We start from the raw sequence: 20,999 nt of genomic DNA, 5'->3' as shown, positions 1-20,999 counted from the left end.
CCTCCCATTCAAAGCTTCAGCTTACCAAACTCTTCACTGAAAACGATATCTCTAGCCAAATCGTTGGCCCTCGCCAATGAAGAATGCGTTCCGGCATCCGTCCACCAGCCTTGCAATACATCAAAAGTAAGCTCACCTTTTTCAATATATGCATTATTTACGTCCGTGATTTCCAACTCGCCCCGGGAAGAAGGCTTTAAAGTCTTAATTATTTCAAATACCTTATGGTCAAACATATAAATGCCGGTCACTGCATAATCCGACTTTGGTTGTGTGGGCTTTTCGACAATTGATACTATACGCTGGCCTTGGATTTCGGGAACCCCAAAGCGGGCTGGATCCGGCACTTGTTGAATAAGTATCTTTGCTCCGGTTTTCTGTTCCCGGAAATTAGAGACATAGGTTGAAATATCATCAGCAAATACATTGTCGCCTAAAATAACTACCATTTGGTCATTGCCTACAAATCGTTCAGCTAAACCGAGAGCTTGCGCAATCCCCCCTGCTTCATCTTGAACTTTATAAGTGAATGTTACTCCCATCTGGCTTCCGCTTCCTAGCAAGTTTACCACATCGCCCATGTGCTCCTTGCCAGTAACAATGAGGATATCTGTGAGTCCTGCTTGTTTTAACTTATAAACCGAATGAAATATCATAGGATATTTGCCTATGGGAAGAAGATGCTTGTTGGTAACTTTAGTTAAAGGATAGAGGCGGGAGCCTGTCCCGCCGGCTAGGATGATGGCTTTCATACAATTATCCTTTCATTGTGCAAATATGAGATTGCATAATAATATGGTAAAAAGGTTATAAAATATATGCAGTTTTAGGTAGTAAGTATCTTTTCCAGGTCCCACAATAAGTTATATTTCCCTTTTGTACTAATGCATGGTTTGCCCTTCGAGTAGACTAATATCAAAAATAGACATTTCATTTTTATCGTCATATGAAGATTTTAAAGACTCTTCAGAGAAAAACCTAATGAAGCAATTATTTAAAGAAGTTTCCGTACTAGAGAAGGTGAAATTAAATTCTTCAATTTGCTGATCCTCTTTTATTTCAATCATAAATCGAGGCAAAGTACCTTGATAAAAATCAACAAATAATTTATTCCCCTTATTGCCCGTCGCTTTGAATCTTAATGTGTAATTTCGTCCTGGTGAGAGATTTAATTCAGATGAAGAAAGATATATACTTGGATTTTCTTTTAGGTTTGTAATAATATATCTTTGTTCTCCGCTTACTTGTGTTAATTTAACATCCTGCTCAGCAGAAAATTGCATATCTATTTTTTTGAATTGGGTGCCTGTCAATACTTTATATAAATCGTCTATGAAATCTTTGCTTTTACTTAAATGATGCTCAGTAAAAACTATTAGTACTATATCTTTATTCAATACCTCCTCATCCCAGTTAATTTGTTGTATAGGACTCGATGTTTCGTCTGGATAACTAAATTTAGTATTGTAGTAATATAAAAAATCCAATTTTTCATGGAATTCATTTTTTTTCAAGATATTCACTAATTGCCAACCAAAACTATCTCCCACCATTAATATTTTCGGTCTAATGTATTCAGTTGGCTGATCGGAAAATTTAATATGAGGAACATCACTCAGGAGCGGACTCCACAAATTCATTAATCCTGAAATATCATGTTCATCGGTTCCTGGAATCTGGTCTACATCAATTTTCTTAATTTCAGGAACAAATAAATTTGGATTCTCCTTAGTGGCTTTTTTGAAAATCTCAAGCAATACAACACTTGCCCCTAATTCATTCCAATGAACCCCCCCTTTTGAAAAGAAAGAGGACTCAAATTGATCTTTCTTATTCTCCATGATCTCAGAACTATCTATGAAATCCACCTTGTTCTCTTTAAATGATTCTATAAATTGATTATAGAGCCTTTTTTCGCTAAATGCCGGTGCTAAGTTATATTTCTGTGGTAAATTTTCAGGATATAGCGACGCCTTATTGGGAGCAACTACAAACAATACCGACTTTCCTTTCTGTTTCATTAGTTCTTGGATTTTCTTTAGTTTTTCTGTAGAAGCATTAATTTCGTTCCATTGAGAAGCCTCATTGGTAAATAAATCATTTATATAATCTCTTCCATACAACGTCTGCCCCATTCCAACTTCTATGTCTCTTATAGCCGACTTATTATATAATGAATAAATCATTTGATTATAGCTCTTAACCAGGTATGGTCGTAATTTATAATTGTTATTCAAATACTGCTCCATTTGCTTCTGGTAAGTATTTTCGTAAAAACCAGACAAACTAAATTCCGGTTTTTGCGCACCGTTCTCTACCCCGCTTAAAGCTACATTCCTGATTGGGAACATATTACTTAAGCTAGGAACCAATAAAGTAAATATACATAGCACTATAAAGCTAACTTTTAATTTCATGCTACTCTCCCTTTTAAAATCTAAAATAGATAAAAGGATTATATGAAGAATTTACCAAGTACAATAGAGAGATTAGAAAAACTAAATAAAGTCCTAAATATCCAAACGGTTTTAAAAATCTCCAGTTTTTATTTTGTAGTCGTCTTTCAATAGAGTGATATATGGGAAAACAAAATAATAAAGCCAAGATCCCAAGTACCATCGTCTCTTTATCCCAGAATTTAAAAATGTCAATATAACTATAGAATGGAGTACCGTTGAACCAGAACATTTTCTTCAGGTAAATTAAAGCCTCATTCATTGTTTCAGTTCTAAAGAATACCCAACCAACCATTACGACTAGCCAGGTATATATATGTCGGAGCGGTTTCCAAGTTTTCGATAGAATCTTCCCTAAAAAAAGCCCCTCAACAGTCAAAAACACCCCATAATAGAATCCCCAAAACAAAAAATTCCAGCTAGCCCCATGCCACAGACCGCATAAAATAAAGACTACCATCTTATTAAAATGAGTTTGAAAGATTCCCTTTCTATTTCCACCTAGAGGTATATAGACATAATCCTTAAACCATCTTGATAGCGAAATATGCCATCTTCGCCAAAAGTCCTGGACACTATCCGCATAATATGGATAATTAAAGTTCTCTTTGAACCGGAAGCCAAAAATTCTTGCCAATCCGATAGCCATATCCGAATAAGCGGAAAAATCATAATATATTTGCACGGTATACGCAAATATGCCTATCCAACTGATACCCTGTGGAAGTGTTGCTAGGTTACTATTAAAAATGTTATCCGCAATCAATCCCGCATTGTTCGCAATTAGTACTTTTTTGGAAAACCCTATAATGAATCTCTTTGCACCATAGATCACGTCATCTAAAGTACTATTTCGATTTTTCAACTGATCAACAATATCATTATATCTGATGATCGGTCCAGCAATTAATTGCGGGAAAAAGAAAATATATAAACCGTGATCTATAATATTTTTTTGTACTGGAGCTTTGTTTTTATAGACATCAATTATATAAGAAAGTATATGAAATGTATAAAACGATATCCCGATCGGCAAAGGTATTGAAAAGGACAAATTCAATGTGTTTTGATGTGGAAATATATTAATTACACTGAGTGCGATATCAAAAATAAACCCTAAATATTTATAAAAAACTAAAATCCCAATATTCAGTACAATGGCAACAATAAATGTACCTTTGCAAAACCATTTATTCGCTCTCTTTGAATCAATTATTAGTCCCAAGAAGAAATTTAGAATTAATGAAATAATTATTAAAACTAAAGCCTTTGTTTCCCCCCATGAGTAAAAGAAAAGGCTCGCCAACAACAGCAAATGATTTTTGAATTTGGGATCTATAAAAAAATAAGCAATCAATACTATTGGCAAGAAATAAAACATAAACAAACTAGAACTAAATACCAAGGAAAATCCCCCAATAAAGTTAATCGTGTCACCTTAAACTAGTTTATTAATGAGCATTTTGCATTAATCCGAGCCTTGGATACACAAGTATTTTTAAGCATAACAATAGGAATTCACCCCAACTTGGAGAAATTCTCAAGTGATATAAAACTAATCTAGGCATTACCTCAAAGAGTCGAAAAAAACTTAACTCTCTAGTTCTATTAATCCCATTTATAAAGAATTAACTCTTCTAGTTTAGCCTCCCCTATACCTGTACCCCATCCCCCTAAACCAAACACCAGGGTCCCTTCACTAAAATCTTTTACGTTCACAAGCCCAAATACTTCCGTTTCACCATTCAAAAAAGGTATATCAATTATCTTATGAATACCGTGTTGTGAGATGTGCACATTTTCAGCCTTTCCACTTATAACGGCCTTCAAAAGATAGGTACCTTTCTCAAAATGCATATTTAATAATAAACCAGCGTCTACTTTATCCTCGGCTATTACCTCTAAGTTATTAACATCAAAAGTTGCATTCATTCCATATGGAGACCAATTCCCCATCTCTAAAGTAAATTCAACTGGATTTACAGCTCGATTTGAATCATCTTTTGCTAAACAATTCAAAAAAAATGAACTTGGCTTTCCAATATACTGATTCCGGTATTCTTCCGGCGTATTGAATATTGTAAACCATCCGTCGCTAGATTGATTATGTTTAGTTAATGTACGTGAAATCTCCATCATGGGGGTAACTGTCCCAATAATAAGAAGTAAAACTAATAAGCTACTTCGAACCTTAGAGGATGCTTGTTTCAATGAGCTTATAACAAATATAAACACAACTAGCAAAGATGGGATTATTGAGCGCGTACCAAAATCGTTATTGCCACCGACAATATAAATAGGAACTATGGACATATAGAACACTGCGACAAACAACCATATTTTATGCTCTAATGATTTTCTGTACAACAAGATGAACAGTAGACCGAATTCCAAAACATAAAGCAAGGCTAAATTTGGCCATACCTCCAAAAAGTCAATATGATTCCAAATCCAACCCGTGTTCGAGGAAACAGCTCCCGATCCAGCCAGATAATAAAACCCAATAAAAAACAAAAGAACCGAAGCTGATAATATATTTGAAACAGAAAAAAGAGCCTTATATGATTTGACTGAAAAAAAAGACAAGAACAACAACGGAAGCAATCCTATCATCACAAAAGGCGACCAAAGAGAGCTTAAGGCCACTATAAACACATTAAATTTGCTCTCTTTAGAAACCCATGAGTTATAAACTAATAAAGAAGTAAAGAGCCAACCGCTTATCGCATGTTGCGGTACCCAAAACAAAAGAGTTGTAAAGGAAGGGTATTGTTGCAAAACTTTCGCCCACCATTCAAGATGGTCCGATAGATTCGGCAAGCTTTTATCAATTAAAATCCTCCCTAAAATATCCATCCCCGAAAATAAAATAAATACAAGAATAAATGAAAATTTGAATTTCCCAATTATTCTAAAGAGCCAATATAATGAAAGAATTACCCCTAGTGCCGTCCATAAATACATTGTTACATTGGCTATGGTCCATCCGAACAACTTACCGGCAAGTGCCGCCGGTAAATAGTAAGCCACATAGTAAACAAGCGGTGCTGAATTGGAGTAGTCAGTTGAATAATTATATATTACAGGCCAGTCGTAATGGATTAAATCACGCAATATTGCATTGTGCTTAAAATAATCACTGTTTTGATATGCGAATCCACCTGTTCCCGATAAATATACCCACAAGAAAACAAGTAACAAACCAAAAACAACACTATACCATTTTAGCTCAATATGCTGAATCTCCTCTTTATTCCTAATAAAAAGGACACATCCTATTATTAAAACAAATGAAGCAAATATTGCAAAAAAAGGTTTCAACCAACCAATTAAAAACAAAAAAATCGGTAAGGATAAATATAGAATTGTAGATGTTTTAACTATACTATGAAACTTATTATTCATTATAGGTAAACTCCAAAAGTTATTTAATAGTATCCACTACTTCTTTTCCTAACTTCACACTAAAATTCATTCCGCGATCGTTTGGATAAATTTGAGATGTATTGGCTAGATATAAGCCTTTTATCGGTGTTTTGTAATCCGGTTTGATTTTAGAATACTGCATAGGCCAAATTGGCTGAGCAAATCGGTCTCTTGAAATTGTATAATTAATGATGGTTTCTTCATTGAAATCGGGGTATATCTTTTTGAGTGATTCAATATAAATTTCGATAATCCGGTTATCCGGCATATTCATAAATTCATGATTCGGATTTAGATACTTTGAAAAGTAAACAAGTGTCTTTTCTCCATAGTTCTCTTTCGGGATCAAATTAGTATGTTCTATTAGCCCCCCAAAGGGTATTTCATTATCACTAATATTGAGCCAATAATATTTACTTAAGCTCTCTTTTAACTCCATAAGCACTACTAGTGCACAGTCATATTTAACTTGTTTAAGCGGTTCGACATATTCATCCGGAGCATTTTTGCAAAGATCAAGAAATACAGGAAGCGCGGCTGTACAAATCACAATATCGTACTTTTTAATTTCCCCGTTAATATTAAGCCCTTTACATTGCATATCTTCTATTACAATTTCTTTAATATTAGCATTCAAAATCACATTAGTTCCATTATGTTTAATACTTTCCAATAATTTTTTATTGAGAGTATGAAAGCCATCCTTCATATAGCCAAGCAATTCTTTACTCCCGCCTCCCGTTCTAGAACGAATTCTCTGTACTATTCTTTCCCAAATCCATACCGCTGGAATTTTATTGTAGTTTTCGCCGAATTTTATTCTTAGCATAGGCTTCCAAATTACTTCCCAGCCTTGTTTACCTACATAACGCGTCATAAACTCCTCGGTAGTCATACTTTCAAGTTTTGGAACATTCTTATATTGAGAAATAAACAAAGAGGAAACCCCGACCTTTAGGCGATTAATAAAACTCAGAGGTTTAAATCTTAATAGATCCAATGGGGTGGTAAAGGGATAGGATACCCCATCGTGATAATAGCCAACCTTTGAATCCGACCATATCAACGAATCCGAAACACCTAATTCCTCCGCTAAATCCAAGTAAAACTTATCATGGGTAAAAATGTGATGATAATATTTCTCTATATAGGTGTCTTCAATCGGTATTGTCCCGGCTAATCCTCCGACATCGCTTCCCTTTTCGTAAATATCTACATCGGCACTTGTTCCAAATTTTTTATTTAAATAGTAAGCGGCAGACATCCCGGCAATCCCGCCGCCAATGATTGCGATTTTCATTTTGATGATCTCCTTCCGAAACTTATTTAGAGTAGTTACTTGATTCCTTTTAGATCCTCGACAATTTTCCCGATACCTTTTTCCATACCAGTTTTTGGTTTCCAGCCTGTAACCTCAACTATTTTTGAATTCTCGCATCTGTAAGACATAATCTCACTCTCACGATATGGAATAGCTCCAAAGTTAAGTTTTGATGAAGAATTAGTGGCGCTTTTTATTATCTCTGCAATATTCCTCAGACTATGTTCCTCGCCTGAAGAAATATTGAAAATCTGGCCGGCATGATCCTGTAGTTGTGAAACAGCTATTAGCCCTTCCACAAAATCATCAACATAAATAAAATCTCTAGTTTGCATACCGTATGTCATATTAAACTCTTCATTGAGCAACATCTTCTTAATAGCCTGCATAATAAAAAATCGTTCGCTCTGGCCAGGTCCATAGATTAGAGATGGTCTCACCGTAATAATGGGCATGTTAAACATATTAAAAAACATTTTACACAATACGGCACTGGCTGCTTTCGTGCCGGAATAGATAGAAACCGGACTAGGAAGCATATCCTCCGTAAATGGTTGCTCATTCCAACCATACTCCTCACAAGAGCCAACGTTAACAAAAGAATCTACGGATGCGTTAGACTTCTTTAAGGCTGTTAGTAGGTTCATTGTTCCACCTATGTTACTTTGAATCATTTCATCAAGATCATCAATTTCCCTACTTGGCTTAATATTGGCAGCTAGGTGAAATACTATTTGAGGATTTACTCTCTCTACAACTTCTGTTACTTCTCGTTTATTACTCAAATCCGCTATAAAAACATTAGCTTCTGTTGAAGGTGTTCTATGCAGTCCAAAAATATTAGTATACCCTTTATTCGCTAACGCACTAACTAAATGCTTACCGACGAACCCATTTGAGCCTGTAATTAGGATTCTCTTCGCAGTCTCTTCCATCAAAAATATCTCCTTTCAGAACTAAAGACCTAAACAACCTGGATTGTTTAAGTCTTTGAATAAGCCTTAGTTAGCCCAAGAATTATTACCTTTTCTGGCATAGGAAATAAATTGGTTAATCTCATTGACGCAGAGCTCGTATACCTCTGTATCTTTGTACTTCTTGTACCAATCCACCACTAGTTCTATACACTGTTCCATATCTAATGTCGGCTTCCATTTAAGTAGAAATTTAGCTTTACTGCAATCCAAATTCAATAATTTTGCTTCATGCAGTTGTCCAGGAAGGGATTGATCACTCCAACTGCCTTTGCCGTAATGATCGATAACTTTCCCAACCACATCTGCAACAGTTATTATTGATTCGTCATTAGGCCCAAAATTCCAAGCTCCTGCATATTTCTCAGGATCACATTGCATCTGGGAGGCAAGCCATAAATAACCACTTAACGGTTCCAAGACATGTTGCCATGGACGAACAGAGTGGGGATTTCTTATTTCAATAGGACGACCCGATTCAAGTGCCCTAATGCAATCGGGGATAATCCGATTTTCGGACCAATCACCACCACCAATAACATTACCGGCCCGTACTGAGGCAACTACTTTCTGGTGAATACTGTATGCAGAAGGGTTGAAGAAAGAGTTAATATAGGAACTAATTACAAGTTCAGAACAGCCCTTTGAAGCACTATAAGGATCATAGCCTCCCATAGGATCAGTTTCTTTATATCCCCAGATCCATTCTTTATTGTCGTAACATTTATCACTCGTAATATTCACGCATACCTTAACACTTTGTGTATTCCTTACGCATTCAAGGACATTAATTGTTCCCATTACGTTGTCTTCGAAAGTTTCCCGAGGAAATTCGTAAGAAAGCCGGACCAATGGCTGAGCAGCCAAATGGAAAACTATCTCCGGTTGATACTTTTCAAAAACATCAGCCAGTTGCGTGTAGTTCTTTATATCTCCTCGAATATCTGTAATTCGATCCTCAAGACCCGATAGAACAAAGTTGTCATTATCAGTTTTTGGATCCAATGAGTATCCAATAACTTCTGCACCTAGTTCTTTTAACCAAATCGTGAGCCAAGAACCTTTAAATCCGGTATGTCCAGTTACTAGTACTCTTTTTCCTTTGTAAAAGTTTCCTAATGAATGGTTCATCATAGCATATCCACCGTATTCCTTAAAGCAGCCCATGGGGCGGTATTCTCTTGCCATAATTTATTTAAGTAGTCCATATCTCTAACGGTATCCATGCACTGCCAGAAGCCATCATGTTTATACATCATAAGCTCTCCGTCTGCGGCCAGAGATTCAAGTGGTTCCTTCTCAAAAATGCAGTCTTCATTTTCTGAAACATAATTGAAAATCTCTTTATTAAAAACGAAAAAGCCGCCATTGATTCGGCCATCAGAAGTTTGAGGTTTCTCACTAAAACTCATGACCTGCTCACCCTCACATAATAGTTCGCCAAATCTTGCAGGGGGACGAACACCCAATACCGTTCCGATCTTGCCATGAGATAGATGAAAGTCGACTAAACGATTAATATCCACGTCACAAACTCCGTCTCCATAAGTGAGCATAAATATATCATTATTAATATACTTTTCCATTTGTTTTATACGGGAACCTGTCATATTGTCTTCGCCCGTATTCGCTAGCGTTACCTTCCATTCATTCTCTTGATGAGTATTATGAATGAACACATTCCCTTTTCTGCCCAAGTCGAGCGTAATATCGCTTTGCATGTATTCATAGTTTAAAAAGTACTCTTTAATTTTGTGCCCTTTATATCCCAAGCAGATATTGAAATTATTATATCCATAAGAAGAGTAGATCTTCATAATATGCCATAAAATCGGTCGCTCTCCTATTTCCACCATAGGCTTAGGCATTATTTCTGTCATTTCACGAATTCTGGTTCCTTTGCCTCCGCATAACAACACAACTGGAATGTTTTTCATAATCGAATAATCCCCCTCGTAATTTTAGTCCTGTTGCCCGTCAGTCGTCTTGTCTTTCTGGCTTATAACTTCTCTTATAATATACCGCGGTCTCTTCTTAACCTCATTAAAAATCCTGGCCACATATTCTCCAATGATGCTCAAAGCCAATAATTGTGCTGCACCTAAAAATAAAATTAATACTATAATTGTAGAAAAGCCATAGGGTGTATCTGGTTTTAAAAAGTGCAGCAATACGTAATAAATTATTCCGGCTAACGAGATTAAAGTTAAAAAGAAAGCTGTGGTTGAAATCCATTCAAGAGGCTTGTACGAAAAATTAAAGATCCCCATTTTAGCCCATTTTAAATTAGCTAGGAAAGGTATGCTAGTATTTCCATGCTGACGGTCATCGCGGGTATATTCTATACCGATTTGTTTAAAGCCAACCCATGCACGAAGCCCTCTAAAAAACATTTCATTCTCGTTAAGCTGTTTAATTTCCTCGGCCACTCTTCGGTCAATTAAGCCAAAATCACCTGCATCTAGAGGAATATCAATATAGGACATCTTCTTAAATAACCGATAAAAAGCCTTATATCCAATTCTTCGAGCCAAGGACCCTTTTCTTTTCTTCCTTACCCCGTAAACTACTTCATAACCTTCCTCCCACTTTTTTATGAATTGCTCTATCATTTCAGGAGGATCTTGAATGTCGCCATCAATTATAACAACTGCATCACCGGCAGCATTATTCAAGCCTGCAATATTACTGGGTTGAGAACTTCCAAAGTTTCTCGACATAGTGATAGCTTTAACATTCTCATCAAATTCAATTATTTTGGAGATTTCATCAACTGTAGCATCCGTGCTGCAATTATCTACATAAATTAATTCGAATGTATAGTTCGATAACTTCTCAAAAACAGCAGATACACGTTCATACATAGGCTTAATGTTGTATTGCTCATTGTAAACTGGAACAATTATAGAAACTACTTTGTTCATTATTCTCCTCCGTAAAACTTATTCTTCCTCATTCTGAGATAACTTTGTGATGGACTTAAAAGAAAGTCCTTCTTTAAGCATAAATATAAAGCCTATAATTGTAATAGGGATATACTGTGTAATTCTAAGTATTACTGAATATCCCAATGCTAACTCTTTAATAATACCAAATACGCCTAAGGATTTACTCACAAAAAATTCAAAAGTTCCAATATATCCAGGCGAGGATGGTATCATGATACCCAAATTGACAATTACAAGAGTGAATAATGCAATGTATACCGTACTGGAGAAATCAAATGCTTCGGCAATAGCATAAAACAAACTAGCCTCCATAAGCCATATGAGTATAGAATAAAAAGCTATTGGTAATAGTGCTCTTTTATTCTTAACAACCTCTAATCCTACTATTAATTTATCAATTAATGCGGACAATTTCGCATGGAGACGTTTAGGAAAAATTTTCAACCCCCAGTTAACAAGCTGCATCGTTTTTGATCTAAATGACACTATACCTACCGAAAATATTAAAGCTCCTAGAAACAGTAAAGTTGTTAAGATGCCTATTTGCTTAACCCAATCAGGAAACGGAAATAATAAAGCGGTAAAACCCAAAAAAAGAAGTAGCGTTATCCCATCGTAAATCCGTTCCAACAAGATTGTGGAAAAGGAAGCAGCAGCACTAATTTTACCTTTTTTACTTACTAAATAGGCTCTTACGAACTCACCAATACGTAAAGGCAATAAATTATTTGCCATATAGCTAATTGATATAATAGGTAGTAGCTCTTTAGTTTTCATTGGTTTTATTCCTGATAAAATGTATTTCCATCTTACACTACGTACCCAATAACTCGAAATTTGGATTAAAACAGCAGGAATAATGATAGTGTAGTTTATGCTATTAAACGCCTTTCCTAAATCCGCTAGATTCAAGTTCCTTCCTAACAGGAAAATAAAGAACACACTGATCGCGATTCCAAAGATAACCTTAACTTTCTGCATTAAATCGCCCCTATTCAATACTGTGAAATCATTTATATCAGCAAAAAAGGATATTCACATTTTATTGACTTTGAAAATCAATTATAGAGAAGCCTAATTCTCTGTCTTCGCCAGCAATTTTTACTGGTCCACTCCTCATTTTTAACTCTAATTTGCTTTCCCCAGGATCAATTTCAAGAGAAAGGTCGATTGGATTAGATTGGGTCGGTTCAATTACCAATTCTTTTATATGATTGCCATTATAAATTACATCAATGGCTTTTGACTCAGCTACTCCGGGAGGAAGACCCACACTGAAAATGAATCTAGCAATTTTCTTTTCATTATCAACCGAGGGATTAAACACGTTAATTTTTACATCACCGGAAGACCAATGCCAGCTTTGAGTTTCATTTTTTTCCAAACCATAGACACCTGAAATAAAATTCGTAATTACCTTTCCAGTCACCAATTCCATATTGGCAATTTTATTGGCTGCATGTTGATTGAACATAAGGGTTATTCCCTTGCTATCGAAACTTAAGTTGCGATTTTCTGCCGACATACTACCGCTAATGTATCCATCATCGGACCAATCGCTAACTAAATTGTTATTTTTCAAAAAATATGCAATCATCTGACGATGTTTTGTCAAGTCAGTTGATAGTGCAAGATTAATGGGCCTCTTCTCGTCTTTGTAAGTATCCTTTAATTTATAGTATTCATAAATCGGATTTTCGTTGTTTCCAGTATACGTTCTCATTTGTTCAGTACTCATCAAAGAATAGTGATAGGTAAAAACAAGAACTATAGGGATATATCCAAGAACTAAGAAAGTTGAAATGAATTTATTTATTTTGCTTTTATTCCAAAAATCATAAAGTGACAAGCCGATAATTGGCGGGAATATAAAAAACATATACTGTATTATTTTGTGTATATTCCAAGAATGACCCATTTTATCACTAAACCATGGATTGTCAGCAAAAAAGGTAAAATAGATCAACATAAGAATAAAGGAAGAGGCCACCAGGAATATCTGCCGCCGATACTGAGCCATATCCCTATTTAATATGAAATATTTCAAGACAATAAACAATATTAAAGAAGCTAGACACGAAACAATAAAAAACAGAAAATGATGGTTTAAGAACATTGAATGTGCATTATATATTGGGTTTAAAGAAAGAGTCATAAGGAGATATTGCCACAAATCATAAGGTATATGCCAGCCCACCACAACACCAAGTTGATGTCTGATTGCCCCAATTGCTTTTATTAAGCCTACATTGCTAAAAATACTAATTAATATAATTAAACCAATAATATTACTGAATACATACTTGTAACTTTTCGAAACTATTAAATGGAATACGAGCAGAAAAAATACCGATAATGCTATAAAAGGCACGTATTCGCTATAAGTAATAACTGTACTTGCGGAAACTAAAGAGGTTACTATGAGCATTTTCCATCTATCAGATGAACTTCCGGGACCCTCCCATATATCTTTGTTAAGAAACAACATAAATACGGCAGCGCCTAAAACTACGCCAAAAGCTTGCGGATAGAACCCCCACAAAGCACTATTAATAGGTATGCTTAAATGTATTGCCGTAAAAAAAACAGCAATCAAAGATGCCTTCGTAGAAATTTTGATTCCTTCTTTACAAAACAACCACATAACAACTACTAATAGAAACTGGCTCAAAGCAGTAACAGGCATATAGACTTCTAATGACATTTCGCGGTTAAATAATGCTGTCATAAAAGAGAGCAGAAACTGGGCCCCCATACGGTAACCCGCATCCTGGTACAATTTCATCTGAGTTAGCCAAGGATAATAGGGATTTGGATCTGCCGGTTGAAAATAACTATGATTCAATAAATAGTCTGCAATCGAGATGTAAGTGAAACCATCGGTATACGGATTAAAAGCTTTAAAATACAATATAGGAAATAAAATAATTAGCGACGAAATAAGACCACAAAACAACACTATTATTTGATATTTTCCCGGGATCCATTCGCGTAATCTTTTATTTCTTATTTCACTTAATAATGCAATGATATCGATGATAACCGTAACTAAAAGAATATATAAATAGGAATCTTTCATTGAAAAGCCTAAATAACTTACCCATGAACTAATAAGTATAAGCCATACTGTACCAAGTAAAAAAGTAAATAAGAACTTATAATTTCTAAGTTTATTCCCAAGCAAAAAAACAGACAACCAAAAACCTGAAATAAAAACAACTACAACCAATAAAAGAAAAATCAACAGTTGATTCGGCACTAAATCTCAGCTCCAGATATAAATTAATTAAATCTTTTTTCAAACGATTTGCTTACAATCGGTATCGAGTTGTCGATCATTGTCTCCAAGTGAGGGCCAAAAGAATGATGTTTACTATTCATTTGAGAAATGTAGTTATTAATATATTGATTTAATCCTAACATTAAGTTATTTCCTTCGGTAGATATTCTGCTTACAAACATGTCATATTTATTGGCACAGATAGCCAAACTACTGTTATTTTTTACGTACTCTAAAATATTCAAAGATAATTGAGCTCTATCCGTTTGACTTACCTCATGCATTGAATTTACTAATTCAATGACTTCTGTACTTCCATATTCGATTTTATGGACTAATTTCTTTGGGAATTCCCTAAAACTTCCTATATTAGTTGTTATCACGGGTTTTCCATGTCCCATTATCTTTAGTAAACTTGCAGAATTTTCACCCTGAGTCGGATATCTTAAATTAATGCACATATCAGAAGCAGCGATATACTTGTCAAACCCTTCAAGATCTACATATCCTGTAAAAACCACTTCCTTCTCCAACTTATATTTTTTTACTATCTCTTTTAGGGGATAAGAAGGCGCAACTTCGCCAACAATGTAAAACTTAAGGTTATCAATTAATTGTCTTGATTTAATGAATGAAATTGCCTCAATTACTTTATCTATCCTTTTAGTAGGATTCGCATAACCCAAGGCGCTGATTACAAAATCTCTTTGATCAATACCTAGCTCTATCCTGGCCGTTTCTTTTTCAAATTCCAAATTATCAATGCTGCTAATATGTGGGGCCGGGATGGGAACAACCTCAATGGGTACATAACCCGCCTGTTGTTGAAGAAGATCCTTAGCAAACTGGGAATGCACAATAATGCCTGCGGAATGATCCAATATTCGTAAGTTAAGTGGAAACTTTAGCGAGTTACTCTCCCATATCGGAGATATTTCGCCATTTAAAAACCTATTTGCCTCATCAAGACCCTCTTTACCATGACAATACAACATCTCTTCACGATATCCATCTAAGTTGCCCTGTTCCAATGTCTTAGCTGCGAAGAAATGATGCAATGAATAGTCATGCAAAACCACAATTCCAGGATATTTCAAGATAAATTCATAAATTCCTTTGTGCGCCGAGTAGTTATTTCCCATATGATAAAGAATTGCACTGTATTGTTTATCATTATATCTCTTAGAAAATTCAGCATACTCTCTTATTACGAAATTCTCTTTTATGTTGGTGTTTTCAACTTGAAATCCATTTTCGACGTATACTTCTACGTCATAAACCTTAGACAACTCCGGCAATAGATCTTCACTGTAGTCAGAAATCCCTGATCGAATCGGATTTAACGGTGAAAAATACGCAATCTTCTTCAATATTTAAACCCCTATCTTATCGTCTCCGTCAAACGGTCTATAACATGATCCCAAGATATATATTTTACAGATTCATATCCTGTGTTTCCGAATTCTTTTGCAACATGTTTATTATGAAACAAATAATCCATTTTCGATGAAATCTGGGAGGAATTCGAAGAGACATATCCGCTAACTCCATCTTTTACAAATTCGAGCACTCCGCCGGTGTCATTCAAAGTAATAACCGGTTTTGATGATAAGAATGCCTCTAATGTTATATATCCATAATCTTCATCATATGGAGCAAAGTAAACCGCCAAACAGTTCGCGTACAGATCAAGCAATTGCTTGTCCTCAACAAATCCAAGGAATTTCACCCTATCTGACAAACCAAGTTTAGCCGCTAGCCGTTGAAGATTTTCTCTTTCAGGGCCTTGTCCTGCAATTATGCATTTAACATTAGGGTTTGAACTTTTTAACGACTCTATCAATATATCTACTCTCTTAAGCTTGTCCAATCTGCCGACAGAAAGTATATAGTTATCAAAATTATTAGAATAATATAAACCGACATGCTTAGGAGGATGATAGAGCACTTCAGAATCGATTTTGTTATATTTGGCTAACCGATCTGTTGTATTCTGAGCAATTGTATATATTCTTTTTGAATCAGAGAGACTATTATAATCATATCGACTTATTAGTTCTTTTATCGACAAACTCTCAGGAGAATAATCATAATTACTGTATTGTGTACCCAGCAAATCATAAACTTGCCTAAATTGATGTACCAACCAGGTAACTTTATTCTTATGTTCTATGCCATAGGAAGGGAATTTCGTACCTATAACCAGGTCTATTTTCTCTCCATTACTCTCGGATAAATCTATGAATTTCCAGTTCATCATGCTTTGAATAAGCTGCTCGTTCGGGTACCATTTGAAAGGGAGTTGAATAATATCCACGGAATAGTTCCTGTTGCACAACTCTCTTTTTAAAGAGTTAACTAAGAGTTCTGCGCCTCCTTCAACAAATGGAACATGAGAATGGCAAATAGCAATTTTTTTCTTCATTTATCTATTTTCCTTCCCAAAACAAACGATGTTGGCTAGTGGTTCCATCAAGTCGCCGACTCTATCACTAGGTAAAAGCAATTCCCCTACAGGAATGTTATGAATTAATTTAAACCCATTGTCTGATAATTCATCTAAAATTTCATTCATATGCCAGAATGCGTCATATACATTGAAAACATGCCATTGATAACGATTTCTTAATTGGCCCTCAACTAATTTATTTGGAAAGTCGCAAATAATAATCCCATTAGCACTCAATGATTCGAATAGTTTTTTATAAATTTTTTTCCGATCGCTATAGTTATAGTGTCTAATGAACCTAAATATAGTAATAACATCAAACTTTTCAGTAGTTTCAAAATCGAAAATATCTTCCTTTACATATACTAACTTTCCTTTACCTGAAAGTTTTTTAGCAGAAACGGATATCATAAAAGAAGAGTTTTCAACAGCAGTACATTTACCGTAGCCAACCAACTCTTCCAATATTCGCCCTTCACCTGATGCAATATCAAGAATTGACAAATTGGAGCCAGGAGTAAAGTTTTTAATGAAAAAATGAATTGCGCTTTTCTCCAATCTATTATACGTCCTCATGGGGTAGTCGACAAACCGATCTTCATCATAATTTTCAGCAATAAATTTATCATTATAATATTCTTTCATTCCAACTTTTCCGCAGACTAAATACTTACCTGTTTCCTCCAGCATCCTTCTCCATTCACCAAGCTTTGGCGCAGCTTCTTGAGCAGTCAAATTCTTATATAGTTTAAAGTACCTCAACTTATTTTCACTATTTAAGTAAAACAATTCCCTTCCATATTTAGAAGTATTGTTTAAATACTCATCGTAATTTTCGGCTAATTTCTCAATACAATCTTTTAAACTATCGACATTGGGTTCTCCTGTAACTCCCATGCCGTAAGTTTCGACCAATCGAGCTAATCCCACCACGTTCGTAACAATAGCTGGAATGCCAAGTATTAGGCTTTCAATAAGCGACAACGGACTTGAATGATTATTCTCATAAGTCACGTATGGCAAAATAATAGTGTCGATATCGCTATAGAAGTCGACCATATTTAAGTAACCTTCATGCACATGAAGATTAGTAAGGTCCCTCTTCTTAATTTCCTGATACAGCTTTTCCGTTTCATTCGACCTCCATGAAATTTTAAAAGTATAGCCCCTGCAAATAGAGGCTAACTCTAAAATCAAGTCCATGCCTCTCTGGACCCAAGTATCAGAGGTCATTGGCGAAGAAGCAAATCCTATAGTGAAATTGCCGTTTCTCTTTTTCTTTGCTTCTCCCCATTGAATGTTGCTAAAATTGTTCATAAAAGTAGAACGCAGGCCGTACGTAGATAAATTTTCCCTAACAGCCTCCGATTGACTGATAATTTGCAAATTACCTACATCTATGGCGTGCGAGAGATGTTCAAGAAATTGCTCATCTGTTCTCTTCAAAGGCTCCATTCCGGTTACATTAAATAAAGTAACCCTACTATCTGTATCATAATTTCTTTCAAACAATTGATACGCATCTAGATCATCATGAAAAATATGGATAAGTCCCGGATTATGTCTGGAGATCAGTTCGGAAAAGTTATAAGACCAGTAATAGACATTTTCATTTTCATCATAAATTTCAACGTTATCCTGAAGATCACTTTCCAATGAAACAAACCTGTATTCGAAATCACGAAAACTTTTTGAGAATTCGTTAAAATAAGTCTTCGCTTCTTTTTTGATGGCTTCAATATCTTTCTCGTCCTTATAACTAAAACAAAAAAAATAAATTAACGGTCTACTATTATTTAGTGACATAATGTTTCGATTCAGCTCCTAAGTTAAGATTGGCCAGACCTAAACATGGTACCTCTGAGATAACTCTAATGAACGTAGTATCTATCATCCGATCGATAGTAACTACGTCCCCTCCACTTTGATCGGTAATGCCAAAACTCAAAAAATAGCTTCCTTCATTTAGATAAAGAGGAAGTGTCAACTCGTAGCATACATTGTCTCCATTGTTCAATCTATCGATAGTACTTTTGAGAAGCCTCGAGTTTGTTCCGAATACTTCGATTCCATTTATAGTTTTAAAAATCACTCCGAATACCGGAGTTATAATTGTGTCATTCACCTTTACCTTGAGCCGAATGGTGATTTTGTCTCCTGTTCGGTAGACCGTTGTTTCCTTCCCGGCTTGATCCAATACCTCATATTCTGCAATCTTCGCTTTACCGTTCCCGTATCTCAACTTTTGCTGGTCCTCTTCACTTTTTTCAGCCACTTGGAGATTTGCAGTCAATGACATCTTTTGATAATAGTTCACAACTTCATTTGAACTACCCTCGAATATTAAACTTCCGTCATAAATGATGCCCACCCGGTCACATAAAGCTCTAACAGCATTCAGATCATGTGTTACTAAAATAATTGTTTTTCCCAAAGCCTTAAATTCTTCAAATTTCGAATAGCATTTTCTTTGAAACACTTCATCCCCGACTGCCAAAGCCTCATCGATTATAAGTACATCCGGGTCAACATGAATGGCCAATGAAAACGCTAGCCTAACATACATCCCACTCGAATAGCTTTTCACCGGTTTATCAAAAAACTCCCCAATAGCGGCAAATTCTTGGATAGCCCCCATCTTTTTTTCTATTTCATGACTTGGAATGCTATATAAATAACTATTGTAGATAACATTCTGTCTGCCTGTTAATTCCGGATGAAATCCCGCTCCTAGTTCAAGCAATGCTGCAATTCTGCCGTTAACTTTAAAAACGCCCTGGGTATGTTGCTTTGTTTGAGCAAGGATGCTAAGTAAAGTGCTTTTTCCGGAACCATTAAAACCAATAATCCCGTAAGTTTCCCCTTTTTTCACCTCGAACGAAAGATTTTTCAAAGCCCAAAATTCTTGATGTTTTTTTACTATTCCAGCAGTAAATAATTCAATCAATTTAGCGCTATTTTGAGAATACAATTTAAACTTTTTACTCAATCCCTTACAAACAATCGCCAAGTTCTGATCTATGCCACTTTCTTCATCATTAGATGAATCCTTAGTTAAATTCACTCCGATAATGAGAGAATCCGATCCATATGATTTGAACCAGGAATCCCCCTCGCGCACTAAATCCCACTCCATGTCTATGGAATCGAGTTTTGAATAAACAATATAGTTGCATTTTACTAATACGCTCTCACCAGGGGCTATATTATATGGCAATTTAGTACGCATGCCTTCTGTAACAGTACCCTTATCATTTTTATAATGATAGCCTATTAAAACCGGGTGATCTTTATTATACGCGTACCACACTTCCTCACCCGTGTTTGTAATTAATAAGGAAATTGAGCTCATTCTACCTGAAGTTGTATTAACTTCTGTTTCTTCAACGACTGGAGTTATCCTCGCATTATATAGACTCATTCGTTTTCAACCCACTTTTGTTCATACTTTCAAAAGCTGATAACACTTCAGCCTCAAGATCCAAATTCTCCGGATTTTCTCTTAAAGCCATCAGAAGCAGATGGTATCGATTCAACTCATTATTATGGTTTCCTTCAAATACCGCAAGATCCCTAAAAAGGTTGCTTTTTATATCCTTAGATAATTGAATTTTTATTGCATTTATTTTTTCATTCATTTGACTTTCGCGGATACTTATCTGCTCCACTATCTGTTCATTGATTCTAGTCTGAAGCTCATCTTCGTAATAATTACGGATACTCTCCACATTGGAACTGACCACTTCCTGGAGTGCTATTTTGCACTCATCGATAATATCATTGGTTATTTCAACAGATATACTTTTAAAAAGCTCCTTATTTGAGGCGTCATTGTCCACCAATTGCCGGTCAACAACATATAACTGGTCGATTACCTTCTGATTAAATTGAATCTGCTTCATAAAAATCGGGCGAAGCAATTTCCTCAAAAGCTTCTTTGTGGAAACAATAATTTTCCCTGCAAATTTTCGATGAGAAAAGAATTCAACCTCTAAAATATTATGATTATCGATTAATGGTTTCAACGCAGCATCGTTTTGATTAGAGGTTGCTTGGAGCGGTAAAGAATTATTTAGTTTAAACAAAATTCTATCGTGAATCCGCTTTTTCAATTGCTCTTCATTAAAGTTAAGTTTTTCCATGTT

The 20,999-nt window shown here is 35.4% G+C and carries 16 protein-coding genes; all 16 read right to left on the bottom strand.

What is annotated here, in order from left to right; all coding sequences use genetic code 11:
• Nucleotides 1-8 precede the first annotated feature (8 nt).
• The 16 genes from ACLB09_RS15510 to ACLB09_RS15435 all read right to left on the bottom strand — a co-directional run bounded on the left by ACLB09_RS15510 (nt 9) and on the right by ACLB09_RS15435 (nt 20,996).
• A complete protein-coding gene (locus ACLB09_RS15510; protein WP_410770733.1) occupies nt 9-752 on the bottom strand; it encodes a sugar phosphate nucleotidyltransferase in 744 nt (247 codons plus the stop codon).
• A 129-nt stretch (nt 753-881) separates the two neighbouring features.
• The gene (locus ACLB09_RS15505) at nt 882-2,417 is read right to left on the bottom strand and encodes an alginate O-acetyltransferase AlgX-related protein (RefSeq protein WP_410770732.1); all 1,536 of its coding nucleotides are present in this window, start codon (nt 2,415-2,417) and stop codon (nt 882-884) included.
• Between the two features lie 13 nt (nt 2,418-2,430).
• Nucleotides 2,431-3,861: an MBOAT family O-acyltransferase gene (locus ACLB09_RS15500; RefSeq protein ID WP_410770731.1), complete on the bottom strand. Its 1,431-nt coding sequence runs from the start codon at nt 3,859-3,861 to the stop codon at nt 2,431-2,433.
• A 203-nt stretch (nt 3,862-4,064) separates the two neighbouring features.
• Nucleotides 4,065-5,861: a hypothetical protein gene (locus ACLB09_RS15495; protein WP_410770730.1), complete on the bottom strand. Its 1,797-nt coding sequence runs from the start codon at nt 5,859-5,861 to the stop codon at nt 4,065-4,067.
• A gap of 19 nt (nt 5,862-5,880) precedes the next feature.
• On the bottom strand, nt 5,881-7,182 hold the full coding sequence (locus ACLB09_RS15490; protein WP_410770729.1) for an NAD(P)/FAD-dependent oxidoreductase: 1,302 nt from the start codon (nt 7,180-7,182) through the stop codon (nt 5,881-5,883).
• Nucleotides 7,183-7,217: 35 nt separating this feature from the next.
• Complete coding sequence (locus tag ACLB09_RS15485) at nt 7,218-8,138, bottom strand: NAD-dependent epimerase/dehydratase family protein (RefSeq protein ID WP_410770728.1); 921 nt, start codon at nt 8,136-8,138, stop codon at nt 7,218-7,220.
• 66 nt (nt 8,139-8,204) lie between these two features.
• Nucleotides 8,205-9,311 (bottom strand): CDP-glucose 4,6-dehydratase, encoded by a 1,107-nt coding sequence (gene rfbG / locus ACLB09_RS15480; protein WP_410770727.1) that lies wholly within the window; start codon nt 9,309-9,311, stop codon nt 8,205-8,207.
• A complete protein-coding gene (gene rfbF / locus ACLB09_RS15475; protein WP_410770726.1) occupies nt 9,308-10,114 on the bottom strand; it encodes a glucose-1-phosphate cytidylyltransferase in 807 nt (268 codons plus the stop codon). The genes rfbG and rfbF overlap by 4 nt, the downstream gene beginning before the upstream one ends.
• Before the next feature lie 24 nt (nt 10,115-10,138).
• The gene (locus ACLB09_RS15470; protein ID WP_410770725.1) at nt 10,139-11,101 is read right to left on the bottom strand and encodes a glycosyltransferase family 2 protein; all 963 of its coding nucleotides are present in this window, start codon (nt 11,099-11,101) and stop codon (nt 10,139-10,141) included.
• Between the two features lie 18 nt (nt 11,102-11,119).
• Nucleotides 11,120-12,106 (bottom strand): lysylphosphatidylglycerol synthase transmembrane domain-containing protein, encoded by a 987-nt coding sequence (locus ACLB09_RS15465; RefSeq protein WP_410770724.1) that lies wholly within the window; start codon nt 12,104-12,106, stop codon nt 11,120-11,122.
• A 61-nt stretch (nt 12,107-12,167) separates the two neighbouring features.
• Nucleotides 12,168-14,384 carry a hypothetical protein gene (locus ACLB09_RS15460; RefSeq protein WP_410770723.1) on the bottom strand — a complete coding sequence of 739 codons (2,217 nt, stop codon included), beginning with the start codon at nt 14,382-14,384 and terminating at the stop codon, nt 12,168-12,170.
• Between the two features lie 23 nt (nt 14,385-14,407).
• Complete coding sequence (locus ACLB09_RS15455; protein ID WP_410770722.1) at nt 14,408-15,775, bottom strand: glycosyltransferase family 4 protein; 1,368 nt, start codon at nt 15,773-15,775, stop codon at nt 14,408-14,410.
• 11 nt (nt 15,776-15,786) lie between these two features.
• A complete protein-coding gene (locus ACLB09_RS15450) occupies nt 15,787-16,830 on the bottom strand; it encodes a glycosyltransferase family 4 protein (protein WP_410770721.1) in 1,044 nt (347 codons plus the stop codon).
• Nucleotides 16,831-18,660 (bottom strand): methyltransferase domain-containing protein, encoded by a 1,830-nt coding sequence (locus tag ACLB09_RS15445; protein ID WP_410770720.1) that lies wholly within the window; start codon nt 18,658-18,660, stop codon nt 16,831-16,833.
• Nucleotides 18,647-20,275, bottom strand: a complete 1,629-nt coding sequence (locus ACLB09_RS15440; RefSeq protein WP_410770719.1) for an ABC transporter ATP-binding protein — start codon at nt 20,273-20,275, stop codon at nt 18,647-18,649. The genes ACLB09_RS15445 and ACLB09_RS15440 overlap by 14 nt, the downstream gene beginning before the upstream one ends.
• Nucleotides 20,262-20,996 carry a hypothetical protein gene (locus ACLB09_RS15435; protein WP_410770718.1) on the bottom strand — a complete coding sequence of 245 codons (735 nt, stop codon included), beginning with the start codon at nt 20,994-20,996 and terminating at the stop codon, nt 20,262-20,264. Before ACLB09_RS15435 ends, ACLB09_RS15440 begins: the two co-directional genes overlap by 14 nt.
• Between the last annotated feature and the right edge of the window lie 3 nt (nt 20,997-20,999).

The sequence above is a fragment of the Fontibacillus forbon genome (assembly GCF_046559655.1).
Taxonomy (GTDB): Bacteria; Bacillota; Bacilli; order Paenibacillales; family Paenibacillaceae; genus Fontibacillus.
Note: the sequence above shows the minus strand (reverse complement) of the source record. Positions and strands in the feature narration are given on the sequence as shown.

Coding starts and splice junctions, on each gene's coding strand:
- ACLB09_RS15435 (WP_410770718.1), bottom strand. CDS start 20,996: ATGGAAAAACTTAACTTTAATGAAGAGCAATTGAAAAAGCGGATTCAC.
- ACLB09_RS15490 (WP_410770729.1), bottom strand. CDS start 7,182: ATGAAAATCGCAATCATTGGCGGCGGGATTGCCGGGATGTCTGCCGCT.
- rfbF (WP_410770726.1), bottom strand. CDS start 10,114: ATGAAAAACATTCCAGTTGTGTTGTTATGCGGAGGCAAAGGAACCAGA.
- ACLB09_RS15445 (WP_410770720.1), bottom strand. CDS start 18,660: ATGTCACTAAATAATAGTAGACCGTTAATTTATTTTTTTTGTTTTAGT.
- ACLB09_RS15470 (WP_410770725.1), bottom strand. CDS start 11,101: ATGAACAAAGTAGTTTCTATAATTGTTCCAGTTTACAATGAGCAATAC.
- ACLB09_RS15485 (WP_410770728.1), bottom strand. CDS start 8,138: ATGGAAGAGACTGCGAAGAGAATCCTAATTACAGGCTCAAATGGGTTC.
- ACLB09_RS15450 (WP_410770721.1), bottom strand. CDS start 16,830: ATGAAGAAAAAAATTGCTATTTGCCATTCTCATGTTCCATTTGTTGAA.
- ACLB09_RS15510 (WP_410770733.1), bottom strand. CDS start 752: ATGAAAGCCATCATCCTAGCCGGCGGGACAGGCTCCCGCCTCTATCCT.
- ACLB09_RS15495 (WP_410770730.1), bottom strand. CDS start 5,861: ATGAATAATAAGTTTCATAGTATAGTTAAAACATCTACAATTCTATAT.
- ACLB09_RS15440 (WP_410770719.1), bottom strand. CDS start 20,275: ATGAGTCTATATAATGCGAGGATAACTCCAGTCGTTGAAGAAACAGAA.
- rfbG (WP_410770727.1), bottom strand. CDS start 9,311: ATGATGAACCATTCATTAGGAAACTTTTACAAAGGAAAAAGAGTACTA.
- ACLB09_RS15465 (WP_410770724.1), bottom strand. CDS start 12,106: ATGCAGAAAGTTAAGGTTATCTTTGGAATCGCGATCAGTGTGTTCTTT.
- ACLB09_RS15505 (WP_410770732.1), bottom strand. CDS start 2,417: ATGAAATTAAAAGTTAGCTTTATAGTGCTATGTATATTTACTTTATTG.